Origin of the sequence: Nonomuraea sp. NPDC050680 (genome assembly GCF_040654555.1) — a bacterium.
Lineage (GTDB): Bacteria > Actinomycetota > Actinomycetes > Streptosporangiales > Streptosporangiaceae > Nonomuraea.
The window spans coordinates 241,927-254,358 of record NZ_JBFAIF010000002.1 but is presented as its reverse complement, the minus strand read 5'-3'; the positions used below and the strand labels follow the sequence as shown (position 1 = coordinate 254,358).

The 12,432-nt window shown below is 70.8% G+C and carries 10 protein-coding genes; 5 read left to right on the top strand and 5 right to left on the bottom strand.

The window, feature by feature from the left end; genetic code table 11:
* Positions 1–70: 70 nt before the first annotated feature.
* Positions 71–586: a G/U mismatch-specific DNA glycosylase gene (mug, locus tag AB0H88_RS07715; RefSeq protein ID WP_357642493.1), complete on the bottom strand. Its 516-nt coding sequence runs from the start codon at positions 584–586 to the stop codon at positions 71–73.
* Between the two features lie 385 nt (positions 587–971).
* On the opposite strand from mug, the gene AB0H88_RS07710 reads away from it, so the two are divergent.
* Positions 972–1,565: a hypothetical protein gene (locus AB0H88_RS07710; protein WP_357642492.1), complete on the top strand. Its 594-nt coding sequence runs from the start codon at positions 972–974 to the stop codon at positions 1,563–1,565.
* A gap of 59 nt (positions 1,566–1,624) precedes the next feature.
* On the opposite strand, the gene AB0H88_RS07705 is transcribed toward AB0H88_RS07710, so the two are convergent.
* The 4 genes from AB0H88_RS07705 to AB0H88_RS07690 all read right to left on the bottom strand — a co-directional run bounded on the left by AB0H88_RS07705 (position 1,625) and on the right by AB0H88_RS07690 (position 7,996).
* On the bottom strand, positions 1,625–3,013 hold the full coding sequence (locus AB0H88_RS07705) for a sugar porter family MFS transporter (RefSeq protein WP_357642491.1): 1,389 nt from the start codon (positions 3,011–3,013) through the stop codon (positions 1,625–1,627).
* Between the two features lie 67 nt (positions 3,014–3,080).
* Positions 3,081–5,588 carry a polynucleotide kinase-phosphatase gene (locus tag AB0H88_RS07700; RefSeq protein ID WP_357642490.1) on the bottom strand — a complete coding sequence of 836 codons (2,508 nt, stop codon included), beginning with the start codon at positions 5,586–5,588 and terminating at the stop codon, positions 3,081–3,083.
* On the bottom strand, positions 5,585–7,036 hold the full coding sequence (locus AB0H88_RS07695) for a 3' terminal RNA ribose 2'-O-methyltransferase Hen1 (protein WP_357642489.1): 1,452 nt from the start codon (positions 7,034–7,036) through the stop codon (positions 5,585–5,587). The genes AB0H88_RS07700 and AB0H88_RS07695 overlap by 4 nt, the downstream gene beginning before the upstream one ends.
* Positions 7,037–7,081: 45 nt before the next feature.
* Positions 7,082–7,996, bottom strand: a complete 915-nt coding sequence (locus AB0H88_RS07690) for an LLM class F420-dependent oxidoreductase (RefSeq protein ID WP_357642488.1) — start codon at positions 7,994–7,996, stop codon at positions 7,082–7,084.
* 151 nt (positions 7,997–8,147) lie between these two features.
* Here AB0H88_RS07690 and AB0H88_RS07685 point away from each other — a divergent pair, with 151 nt between their 5' ends.
* The 4 genes from AB0H88_RS07685 to AB0H88_RS07670 are packed head-to-tail and all read left to right on the top strand — an operon-like array spanning position 8,148 to position 11,783.
* On the top strand, positions 8,148–9,299 hold the full coding sequence (locus AB0H88_RS07685; protein WP_357642487.1) for a histidine kinase: 1,152 nt from the start codon (positions 8,148–8,150) through the stop codon (positions 9,297–9,299).
* The gene (locus AB0H88_RS07680) at positions 9,296–10,441 is read left to right on the top strand and encodes a histidine kinase (RefSeq protein WP_357642486.1); all 1,146 of its coding nucleotides are present in this window, start codon (positions 9,296–9,298) and stop codon (positions 10,439–10,441) included. The genes AB0H88_RS07685 and AB0H88_RS07680 overlap by 4 nt, the downstream gene beginning before the upstream one ends.
* A complete protein-coding gene (locus tag AB0H88_RS07675) occupies positions 10,438–11,037 on the top strand; it encodes a response regulator transcription factor (protein WP_357642485.1) in 600 nt (199 codons plus the stop codon). The genes AB0H88_RS07680 and AB0H88_RS07675 overlap by 4 nt, the downstream gene beginning before the upstream one ends.
* A gap of 20 nt (positions 11,038–11,057) precedes the next feature.
* Positions 11,058–11,783 (top strand): hypothetical protein, encoded by a 726-nt coding sequence (locus AB0H88_RS07670; protein WP_357642484.1) that lies wholly within the window; start codon positions 11,058–11,060, stop codon positions 11,781–11,783.
* Positions 11,784–12,432: the final 649 nt, after the last annotated feature.

Here is a 12,432-nt window from a genome sequence, read left to right as displayed (position 1 = left end):
TGAACCGTAAACGGGGATTGCGTTGATCATTAAAGAGCTACCCGATAGTAGGGATCGAGCTCTGAGATCGTCAAGAGTTACGCGAAGGCCGCCCGATCTGCTCGCGCAGCAGCCGCAATTCGGCGGCGATGCCGGCCAGGTTCCAGTGGGCGTTGAGGCCGCTCGGGTTCGGCAGCACCCACACCGGCGTGCCGCCCACCGGCTCGGGCTGGGGGCCGATCCGCGCCTTCGGCCGGGCGAAAGCCGTCCGGTACGCCGAGATCCCCAGGACGGCCAGCGCCCGGGGCCGCACCGAAGCCACCAGCCCGGCCAGCCGGGCCCCGCCCTCGATCAGCTCCTCACGGGTCAGCTCCGAGGCCTTGGCGCTGGGCCGGGCGACCACGTTCGTGATGCCCAGCCCGTACGACGGCAGAAGGTGCTGCTCGGCGGGGGCGAGCAGCCGGGGCGTGAACCCGGACAGATGCAGCGCGGGCCAGAACCGGTTGCCGGGGCGGGCGAAGTGATGACCGGTGGCCTCCGACATCAGCCCGGGATTGATCCCGCAGAACAACACCTCGACCGAGGGACCGAGCACGTCGTCAATCACGCACCGGAGGCTAGCCCATCTCCTCAAGCTCGCGCCTTCGGCTCCGGTACCGTCCTAGAAAGTCGATCATGCTGAATGGATGAGTTCGGAGGTATCACGTGACCGCTTCCACCGGGCGTATCAACATGAACGTCGTCGGTGAGGCCGCAGACGGGCAAGTAAGCGCGGATGTCTGCGCTGATGGCCTGCTGACAGCGCTTCGCCTTGACCCCCGGGCGCTGCGATTGGGCTCGCAGGAGCTGGCCGGGCAGATCGTCATCGCCGTACGGGCGGCGCAGCGGGCCCATCTCGATCGGATGGGCGAGAGCAGCGAGGAGCCGGCGGCGCCGGCAACCTGCGCATCTCCAAAGGCATCATCGAGTGGGTCGGGGGTCTGCTCGCAAGCGTGGCGGTCGCCGCCGGGGTCGCCATCGCCTTCGCCCCCCACCTTCTCCCTCGCCTCGCGGCCATGGGCGGGCGGTTCATCGCCATGCTCCGTAACGCCCTGAGCCGCGCCGGACGCATCTTCATGAGCCTGTTCAAGACCTCGCAGGCTCGCAGGATCGACGCTGTGGCCGACCGCCTCCATGACGCCTGGCGCGCTCCCCGCCGGTTGCCCGGAGGAGGCTACGAGCCGCGGGTCAAGACGACAGCAGACCAGGCATGGATCAAAAGGCGCGGCACCGATCAGGTCGACATCGCCAATACCCGATACAAGGACCTGCCGGCCGACTGGCAGAAGGAGAACAAGGAGTCGGCGACCGTGGCGGTCCGATTGGTGGATGACGCGAGCAAGCGCGGAGCCGATCTCAAGAGCGAGGAATTCATGGAATCCGCCAGCGAGAGCGTGCACGACGCCTGGCTTCGGCGCAACGGTGAGTGGGCCCCGCCCGAGCAGAAACTGCCGTACCAGCAGTTGTCGCAGGTCGAGAAGGAAAAAGACCGTGTGGTGGTGCGCGAAGCGCTCGCGGGGAGGGCTCCGGCATCAGGCCAGGGTTGATCCCGCGGAGCAGCACGTCGAGCGAGGGACCGAGCAGGTCGCCGATCACGCGCCGGACGTTAACCCATCTCCTCGAGCTTGCGCCCCTTGGTCTCCCTGACGAACTTGGCGACGAACAGGAACGACAGCACGGCGAAGAAGGAGTACATGGCGTACGTCAGAGGCAGGTTCCACTTCGACAGAGCCGGGAACGACACCGTGATCGCCCAGTTCGCGATCCACTGTGCCGAGGCGGCCACCCCCAGGGCGGCGGCCCGGATGCGGTTGGGGAACATCTCCCCCAGGAGCACCCACACCACGACACCCCACGACAGCGCGAAGAACAGCACGAACACGTTGGCCGCGACCAGCGCGATGGGGCCCTGCGGGGAGGGCAGGCTGAGTCCGCGGGCGTAGGAGAAAGCCCATGCGGCCGTGCCCAGCGAGATGGCCATGCCCGCCGAGCCGATGAGCAGCAGCGGCTTGCGCCCGATCTTGTCCACCAGCGAGATCGCGATGAACGTGCCGATGATGTTGATCACCGAGCTGGAGAAGCTGATCAGCAGCGAGTTGGCCTGGGTGACGCCCACCGACTGCCAGAGCACCGACGAGTAGTAGAAGATCACGTTGATGCCGACGAACTGCTGGAAGACCGACAGGGCGATGCCGATCCAGACGATCGGCAGCAGCCCGAGCGCGGGTCCGCGCAGCTCCCTGATCGTGGGCCGCTGCTCGCTCCTGAGGACATGCTGGATCTCCGCCACCCGGGCGTCCAGGTCGACGTCCTCGCCCTCGACCTCGGTCAGCACCGTACGGGCCTGCCTGATCCGTCCGGCCGCGATCAGATACCGGGGCGACTCGGGGATGGTCGAGGCGAACAGCAGGTACAGCAGGGCCGGCACGACGCAGGCGCCCAGCATCCACTGCCACGCCTCCAGCCCCCACAGCTGGTTGTTGACGTCACCCCCGGCCAGCCGGGCGAAGACGTAGTTGACCAGCTGCGAGACCGCGATGCCCAGCACGATCGCCAACTGCTGGAAGGAGCCGAGCCGCCCCCGGTAGGCGGGCGGCGACACCTCGGCGATGTAGGTCGGGCCGAGCACCGAGGCCATCCCGATCGCGATACCCGCCAGGATCCGCCAGAAGGCCAGGTCCCACAGGGCGAACGGCAGCATCTGCCCGATCGAGCTGGCGGAGAACAGGATGGCCGCCACCTGCATGGTCCTGGTACGTCCCCACAGGTCGGCCAACCGGCCCGCGATCCAGGCGCCGATGGCGGAGCCGAGCAGCGCGATGGCCACCACGATCCCGATCTCCACCGGGCCGACGCGGAAGTACTTCTGGATCCCGACGACAGCGCCGTTGATCACGGCGCTGTCGTAGCCGAACAGGAACCCGCCGATGGCCGCCGCCGCCGTGATGAAGACGACGTGGCCAAGGTTCTCCTGGTGGCCGGACTGAGTAGCCATGCGGGCCTCCTCCCCGAAATGGGGATTTACCCGTAGTCACTCCACGTACGGCCATGATTACCCAAAACTAGAGCCGAGGGTCCACCGGCTCGGATTCCAGGGCGAGTACCGCGAAAACCGGCTCGTGGACCCGCCAACCCGCGTCGCCGTCGGCCAGGCGCGAGAGGGCCTCCAGGCCGAGCGCGTACTCGCGCAGCGCCATGGACCGCTTCTTGCCGAGGAAACGCCTGCGCAGCACGTCGAGCGACTCGGTGTAGTCGGGGCCGTAGATGATCCGCAGGTATTCGCGGCCGCGCACCTTGACTCCGGGCTGGACCCGCCCCGCCACGTACTGGGCGGGTTTGACCACCATGCCCTCGCCGCCCGCCGCCGTGAGCGACGACCACCACTCGACCGCCCCGGCCCGCGACTGCGGCGAGTCGAGCGAGACGAACAGGTGCCGGGTGGGGGTGATCAGCGGCGAGTCCAGCAGGGCGAGCTTGGCCAGGTGCCAGGCGTGCGGCTCCAGCGCCGTGGCCCGGCCTTCGCAGGCCAGGATCTGGAACGGCGCCACCCGTACCCCCTCCAGGCCGTCGACCGGCCAGCAGTAACGCGCATAGGCGTCGCGGAACAGGGCAGCGTTGTCCGTGCGGCGTCGAGTGCGGGCGAGCAGCCCGCCCACATCCAGCCCGCGCCCGGCGGCCGCCTCCAGCGCTGACACCGCCTCGGGCAGCGCCGCCCGCGCCGCCGCGCCGACGGAGGCGTACTGGCTCCTGATCAGCTCGCCCGCCTTGGCCGACCAGGGCAGCAGCTCGCAGTCGAGCACCACCCAGTCGGAGCCGAGCTCGGCCCAGAGCGGCTCGCACGCCTCGCGCAGCCGCTCCACCAGCGGCGCCATGTCGTCGAAGAACGGGCGCCCGGTACGCGTGTAGACGGCGCCCGCGGAGCCGTCGGTCACGCCGAAGCGGGCGGCGGCCACCTCGGGAGTCCTGGCGAGCACGGCGACGGCCCGCGAACCCATGTGCTTCTCCTCGCACACGACCTCGCTCACCCCGGCGGCGGCGAACTCCTCGAACGCCTCGTGCGGGTGCTCCAGGTAGCCCTCGAGCGCGGAGGTCTCGGGCGGGGCCATGGTCGGCGGGAGGTAGACCAGCCAGCGCGGGTCCACGGCGAACCTGCTCATGATCTCCAGGGCGGCGGCCGCGTTCTCCTCCATCACCTTGACGCGGGTGCCGAACCGGGTCTCGATGTGCCTGGTGCCCTGGACGTCGCCGATGTCGAGCATGCCCGGGTCGCGGGCCGGCCCGCCGCCGAGCGGCTTGACCGACTCGTACCAGACCTTCTCGGCGGGGACGGAGACCAGCTCGCGTTCCGGGTAGCGCAGCGCGGTCATCGTGCCGCCGAAGACGCAGCCGGTGTCGAGGCAGATCGTGTTGTTGACCCATTCGGCCTTGATCGTGGGCGTGTGACCGTAGACGACCATGGCCCGGCCGCGGTACTCCTCGGCCCAGGGGTAGCGGACCGGCAGGCCGTACTCGTCGGTCTCGCCCGTCGTGTCGCCATATAGAGCGAAAGAGCGGACGCGGCCCGACGCGCGGCCGTGGTAGGCCTCCTTGAGCCCGGCGTGCGCGACGACGAGCCGGCCGCCGTCGAGCCGGTAGTGGCTGATCAGGCCCTCCATGAAGGTACGGGCCCGCTCGACGAACTCCGGCGGCTCGGCGGCGAGCTGGTCGAGCGACTCCTGGAGGCCGTGCGCGACCGTGACCTTGCGGCCGTTCAGCGCGCGCACCAGCTTCGCCTCGTGGTTGCCCGAGACGCAGATCGCGGTGCCGGCCGCGACCATGCCCATGACCAGGCGGAGCACGCCCGGCGTGTCGGGACCGCGGTCGACCAGGTCGCCGACGAACACCGCCGTACGACCGGCCGGGTGCTGGGCGGCCACCGCCTTGCCCTCGACCCGCTCGATCTGCCAGCCCAGGCTCTCCAGCAGCGTCTCCAGCTCCGAACGGCAGCCGTGGATGTCGCCGATGACGTCGAACGGGCCGGTCAGCTCGCGCTTGTCGGTCCACGCCTTCTCGTACGACAGCTCCGCGTTCTCGATGTCCTCGAGCCCGCGCAGCACGTGCACCTTCCTGAAGCCGTCGCGGGAGATCTTGCCCAGCGAGCGGCGCAGGTCCTTGCGCTGGCGGATCACCACGCCGGGCCCGAAGTCACGGTTCGGGCGGCCGGCGTTGCGCTCGATCGCCACCTCCTCGGGCGTGTCCAGCACGATCGCGTCGGCCAGCACGTCGTGCTTCTTGGCCAGCTCGATGAGGCTGCGGCGGGCGGCGTACTGGACGTTCGTGGCGTCGACCACGGTGAACAGCCCCCTGGCCAGGCGTACGCCGACGATGTGGTGCAGCAGGTCGAACGCGGCGGGGGTGGCCGACTGGTCGTTCTCGTCGTCGGCGACCAGGCCGCGGCAGAAGTCGGACGAGATGACCTGCGTCGGCTTGAAGTGCTTGGCGGCGAACGTCGACTTCCCGCTGCCCGACACGCCGACGAGCACCACGAGGGACAGCTCCGGGACGCTGATCACCGAGTTGACCGAGCTCATCGGGTGAACACTCCCATCTGGGTGGGCGGCCCGACCTCGGGGTCGTCGTCGCCGACAGGCTTGTAGGTGACCTGGTATCCGTACTGCTCGGCCACCCGATCGGCCCACGCGGCGAACTCGGCGCGGGTCCACTCGAAACGGTGGTCGCGGTGGCGCAACCCGGTCAGGAACTCGTAGCGGGGGTTGTACTCGATGTTCGGGGTGGTGACGAGCACGTGCTGGGGCCGGGCATGGCCGAACACGACGCGTTCGAGCGCCGCCAGGCGCGGCGGGTCGACGTGCTCGATCACCTCCATGAGCACGGCGGCGTCATAGCCGGCCAGCCGCTTGTCGGTGTAGGTGAGCGCGCCCTGGAACAGGGTCAGCCTGGCCCGCTTGCCGTCGGGCATCCGGTCCAGCTTGAGCTTGCGCGCGGCGATGGTGAGCGCCATGGCCGAGACGTCCATCCCGGCGACCCTGGCGAACCTGGGCCTGGCCAGCAGCGCGCCGACCAGCTCGCCCTGCCCGCAGCCGAGGTCGAGCACGCTGGTCGCGCCGAGCTCCTCCAGGGTCTGCAGTACGGCTTCACGCCGCCTGACGTTCAGCGCCTTCGGCTTGACCTCCGGCGCCTCGCCCTGGGCCTCGGCCTCGGCGACCGCCGCCTCGTCGGCCGCGGTCTCCCCCGCCGCCGCGTCCTCGTCGACCGCTGGCTCCAGCTGCTCCTCGGTCTCGTCGCCCAGCTCGGCCAGCCTGGCCAGCGCCGTCCGGGCCAGCGCCCACCGGCGGCCCAGGTAGCGGCGCATGATCAGGCCGCGCTCGGGGTGCCCGTACAGCCAGCTCTCACCGGCCCTGACCAGCTTGTCGACCTCGTCGGGCGCGATCCAGTAGTGCTTGCCGTCGTCGAGCACGGGCAGCAGCACGTACAGGTGATTGAGCGCGTCGGCCAGCCGGACGGTCCCGCTGAGCGTCAGCCGGACGTAACGCGAGTCGCCCCACTCGGGGAAGCCCTCGTCCAGGGGTACGGCCCGCGCCTCGACGGTCCAGCCGAGCGGCTCGAACAGCCGGACCGCCAGCTCGGGGCCGCCGCGGCAGGGCAGCGCCGGCAGCCGGATCTCCAGCGGCATCGGCCGGCCCGGCAGGTCCGGCCTGGCCTTGCAACGCCCGGCCCGCGCGGTGCGGAAGACGTCGCCCAGGGCCACGGCCAGCAGCGAGGAGGCGGCGTAGGGCCGGTCGTTGACGTACTGGGACAGGCTGAAGTCGGGCGAGTTCTTGCCGCGTGACCGGACCAGCGCGATGGGATCGACCTCGAGCAGCAGCGCGGCCGTGCAGCGCCCCTCGCCCGACTCCGGGTAGAAGACCGTGGCCGTGCCGAACGACCGGTCGAACTCCTGCACCCGATCAGGATGCTTGTGCAGGAGAAAACCCAGGTCGGTGGCGGGAGTGGCGGTGGTCGTGATGGTCAGCAGCACGGGCCAAGTGTGCCGCAGTCCGGTGGAAGGGCGCTAACGGATATGTCAGACGTGCGGCAGTACCTCGGCCGCGATGAGTTCCAGGTGTTCGAGGTCGGACAGATCCATGACCTGGAGGTAGACGCGCTCGGCACCGAGCTCGCCCAACTGGCCGATCTTGTCGACCACCTCGGCCGGCGTCCCCGCGAGGCCGCCCGCGCGCAGCCCGGCCACATCCTCGCCGATGGCGGCCGCGCGCCTTTCGATCTCGGCCTGGTCGCGGCCGACGCAGACGGTCTGCGCCGCCGACAGGAGCACGGTACGGCCGGTCTCCGCCGTCGCTTCCCGCACCCGGTCATAGGCCGCGCTCGTGTCGGACAGGGTCCTGAACGGCACATTGTACTCGTCGGCGAAGGCGGCCACCAGCCGGGGCGTGCGCTTGGCGCCGACGCCGCCGATGATGACCGGCGGGCGCGGGCGCTGGACCGGCTTGGGCAGCGCCGGGGAGTCGACGAGCCGGTAGTACCTGCCCTCGAAGGAGTAGGTCTTCTCCGCCGTCCAGAGCCCTAGGATGATCTCCAGCTGCTCCTCGAACCGGCCGAACCGCTCCGCCACCGGCGGGAACGGGATGCCGTACGCCCGGTGCTCCTCCTCCAGCCAGCCGGTCCCGAGGCCCAGCTCGACCCGGCCGCCGCTCATCTGGTCCACCTGCGCGACGCTGATGGCCAGCGGCCCCGGCAGCCGGAAGGTGGCCGGGCTCACCAGCGTGCCGAGCCTGATCGTGGAGGTCTCCCTGGCCAGCGCGGCCAGCGTGAGCCAGGCGTCGGTCGAACCGGGGCCCGGTTCCCCTTCCCCGATGCGCATGTAATGGTCGGACCGGAAGAACGCGTCGAAGCCCAGCCGTTCCGTGGCCTGGGCGACGGTGAGCAGGTCGTCGTAGGTGGCACCCTGCTGGGGCTCGGTGAAGATCCGCAACTTCATAAGCCCCATTATCCGCTTACGTACCACCACACAATGGACGACACCCGGAGGATGTCCCCGCCCAACCCCGCTGCTCCCACGACGGCCATAGGATTTTGTGAGCAACGAAGTTTGTGAGCAACGTGGCTTTTGTCGACGAGAGAGGGGTGAGATGGCGACCCGTCCGCAGACGGCGAAGAAGATCCTCCTCTACTGGATGGACGCCACGGTCGCCCTGATGGGCTTCATGCTCTCGATGATGGTCCTCACCTCGGCCCGCGCGGGGCGGATCTCCGTACCGCACGCGGTGGCCGCCGCGGTGTGCGTGCTGGCCGTGCTGGCCTTCCTTCCCCTGATCCTGCGTGACGCCTACGACGACCGGCCGCGGCCCACGGCGAAGCTGGTCGCGGGCGGGCTGTTCGCCGCCGGCGCGGTGGCGCTCGTGCCTCCCTCCGCCACCACCACCGGCTCGTGGGAGATGATCGGGTGCCTCTGGCTCTCGGGCCTCTCCCTCTACCTCCCGCTGCGGGCGACGGCCTGCGTGGGCGCCGCGCTGGTCGCGCTGACCGCCTTCTACGTGTCGGCGGTCAGCGACCAGTCGTGGCCGTACCTCCTGATCTCCCTCACGCTGTCCGCCGTGCTGCTGTCCGGCACCATGAGGCTCTGGCGCTGGCTGTGGTGGACGATCAGGGAGGCCTACGACAGCCGGGAGGCCAAGGCCACCCTGGCCGTGTCGAACGAACGGCTGCGCTTCGCCCGCGACCTGCACGATCTGCTCGGCCACAGCCTGTCCGTCCTGACGCTGAAGAGCGAGCTGGCCGCCAAGCTGGCCACCATCGACGCGGGCAAGGCGGCGGCCGAGATGGCCGACGTAGGCCGACTGGCCGCGGAGTCGCTCGCCGAGGTGCAGGTGGCCGTGGACGGCTACCGGGTGCTCGATCTGGACGAGGAGCTCGCCGGGGTCCGCGCCGCGCTGGAGGCGGCGGGCGCGCGGTGCGTCATCGAGGCCAGGACCGACGACCTGTCCCCCGCCGCCCGTACGCTGCTCGCCTGGGCGGTGCGCGAGGGGGCTACCAACGTGCTCAAGCACAGTACGGCCACGCGCTGCGAGATCGTCATCGACGGTGGCGTGCTGGAGATGCGCAACGACGGCGTGCCCGCGCCCGCGACCAGCGGCGCGACCAGCGGCGCGACCAGCGGCGCGACCGGGGCCGGGAGCGGGCTGCGCGGGCTGGCCGAGCGCATGGCGGCCGCAGGTGGCTCGTTCACGGCGGCCAGCACGCCCGCGGGCGAGTTCCTGCTGCGGGCGGCGGTGCCCGCATGAGGGCGATGGGCGGCGGCCGGCCATGGCGGGCGAGCTGGGAGGGCGGTGGCCGGCTTCGGCGGGCGAGCCGGCTCGACAAGGTGCGCTGGCTGATCCTCTACACCACCGACATCGCCAACCTGCTCGCCCTGCTCGGGCTCTTCGAGCTGTACGCCCGGTGGCGGGCGGGATTTCCCGCGGCCCTCACGACAGCGGCGATCGTCCTGCTCCTCGTCCTGCTCGGGCTGGCCACCCGCGCGTTCAGGATCGCCGTGAGGGGCGGCCGGCGGCCGACCGGGATCCTGGCGGTCGCCAGCGTCATCACGCTGCCCCTGGCCGTCTTGGCGCTGGTCTGGGCGATCCCGGTGTGGCTGGGAATGCTCGCCCCGTTCGTCCGCAGGCGCACCATCCTCATCCTCGCCGCCGGGTCGATCGTGATCCTCAACGCGTACGTCACGCTCACCATCGGGTTCCTGATCGAGATCCTCCTCCTCCAGACCATCCTCACCGCCCTCATCGCCGGCGGCGTCCTGGCGAACCTGTGGCTGTGGCGCGTGGCCAGGGACGCCCACGAGGGCCAGGAGGCCAGGGCCAGGCTCGCGGTGTCGGAGGAACGCCTGCGCTTCGCCCGCGACCTGAACGACCTGCTCGGCCAGAGCCTCGCCGACATCTCGGCCAGGGCCGGGGCCGCCTCCCTGACACTGCGCGAGGATCCCTCGGCGGCGGCGGGCGAGATGTTCGAGGTGCGCGACCTGGCCAGGCAGACGCTGCGCGAGGTGCGCTCCACCGTACAGAGTTACCGGGCCGTGGACCTCGACGAGGTCCTCGCCAGCGTGCGGGCGGTGCTGGAGGCGGCGGACGTCCGCTGCGTCGTCCAGGCGGACACGGCCTCGCTGACCGCCGAGACCCGCACGCTGCTGGCCACCGTGATCCGGGAAGGCGCGACCAACGTCCTCAAGCACAGCAAGGCCGGACATTGCACGATAACGATCGAGGATGGGGTGCTGGAGATGTCCAACGACGGGGTCGACGGGCCGGTGAGCGACCACGCGCCGGATGGACTCGGCGGCCTGTCGCAGCGGGTCAGCGCCGTGGGCGGCACGCTGTCGGCGGCGCCCACGGATGACGGCGCCTTCCTGCTCAGGGCGGCGGTTCCGGCATGACGACGCGCGTACTGCTGGCCGACGACGAGCACCTGGTCCGCGGCGCCCTCGCGGCCCTGCTCGACCTGGAGGCGGGCATCGAGGTGATCGCCCAGGTCGGCCGGGGCGACGAGGTGCTGGCCGCCGTCGTCGAACACCGCCCCGACGTGGCCGTACTCGACATCGAGATGCCCGGCATGGACGGGCTGAGCGCGGCGGAGCAGATCAGCTCCATGTGCAAGATCGTCATCCTGACCAGCCTGGGGCGGCCCGGCTACCTGCGCAGGGCGATGGCGGCGGGGGTGAGCGGGTTCCTCGGCAAGGACGCCTCGGCCGAGGAGCTGGCCATGGCGATCCGCAAGGTGCAGTCGGGCGGCCGCTACCTGGACGCCGAACTCGCGGCGGCGGCCATGGCCGCCGGCGACAGTCCCCTCACCGAGCGGGAACGGGACGCCCTGCGCCTGGCCGACGACGGGGCCACGATCGCGCGGATCGCGGCCGAGCTGCACCTGACTGAGGGAACCGTGCGCAACTACCTGTCCAGCGCGATGACCAAGCTGAACGCCCAGAACCGGCTCGAAGCCATCCGTACGGCGCAGCGCATGGGGTGGCTGTGAAAGCGGCGGGTGGTGAGGTCGTGGACGAAGCCTCGCTGGACTACTACCTGATCTTCGCCACGCCGGACGACAGAGACCGTGGGGAGCAGCCCCTGGGGATCCTGGTCGAGGAGTTCGTGCTCTGCGACGACTACACGGCGGCCGGCATCGACAGTGTCGAATGGTCGTCGGCGACCGGCGCCTGGGGCGGTCCGTCCACGACCGGCGCCTGGGGCGGTTCATCCGCGACGAGCCGTGACCTCCGTACCGACGCCCTGCTGCGTTCGCGGGTCATCCCGGTGACCCGTCACGCCGCGGGCGGCGCCTACCAGGCGTGCGGCGGCGGCGAACTGCCGCAGGAGGCGGAGATCCGCGCCCTGTTCCGCGACCGCCAGCCGCTGCCGGCCGCCGCCCCGCTGGACCTGGGCGTGACGGGATCGCGCCGCTACCGCGTCCTGTTCGCCGGAGAACTCGACGGAGAAGTCGGCGGCGGCCTGGCGAACGTGCGGTCGGCCCTGAGGCTGGAGCCGGTCGACGACCCCGCGGATCCCCTGGCCCGCGTGGTCGGCACGGCGACGGCGACCGCCGCGGGTCACGACTTCACCTGGGAGTTGCGGCGGATCGGGCCGGGGATCGCCTGGTGCCTCGATGCGACCGTACGCCTGGGGCCCGGCCCGGACTCCGCCGTCGGGGCGCTGCTCCACCACCACCGGCAGGCGATCCGCGGCCAGGGCCTGATCCCTGTCACGATCGAACGCTTCGCCTGAACGCGCTGCCGGCGACGGGAAGATCACTCCCTGCGGCACGCTCGGCTCGGCTCGGCGCTGCGGGCCGGGCAGGCAAAGACCGGCGCCGGCGAACTCGCCGAGCGCGTCCGCGGCGCGATGTCCCGCCCCCTGGCCCTCAACGCCCTTCGACACAACGGCTGACGCGTTGGCTGGGGTCCGCTCCGTTACCTGGGAGTGGTGAACGAGTAGGTGGTGGTGCCCTTGGAGTGGGTGCCGTCGGATTGACATATACCGGACCGAAGTCGCCACCCGGGAAGCCGCAGAGGCTGCGGAGGGCACACTCGCGGCATGCCAGTGCGCCTGCGTTCGCACCGTCTGAGGTCGCCGACGAACGCCGCGTGGACAGCGCCGTCGGACCCGAGCCGGGGAGACGCTAGCCGAGGAGCGCCTCGGTGATCTGGCGGGTGGTCTGGGCGGCGACCCGGGGGTTGACGGCGGCATACCCGGCCACCTGTGCACGGTGCTCGCCGTCGGGCCGGTGCCCGGCCCACCGGACCGACTCACCGACGGCCAGAGCGTCGACCCAAGTGCCGCCCAGGCGATGGCGTGTTCGTTGAGGTCACCGAACAGACGTCGGTCCGTCATCCTTGCGGAGGATGCGACGTCCCTACTTCCGCCCGATTCCCTT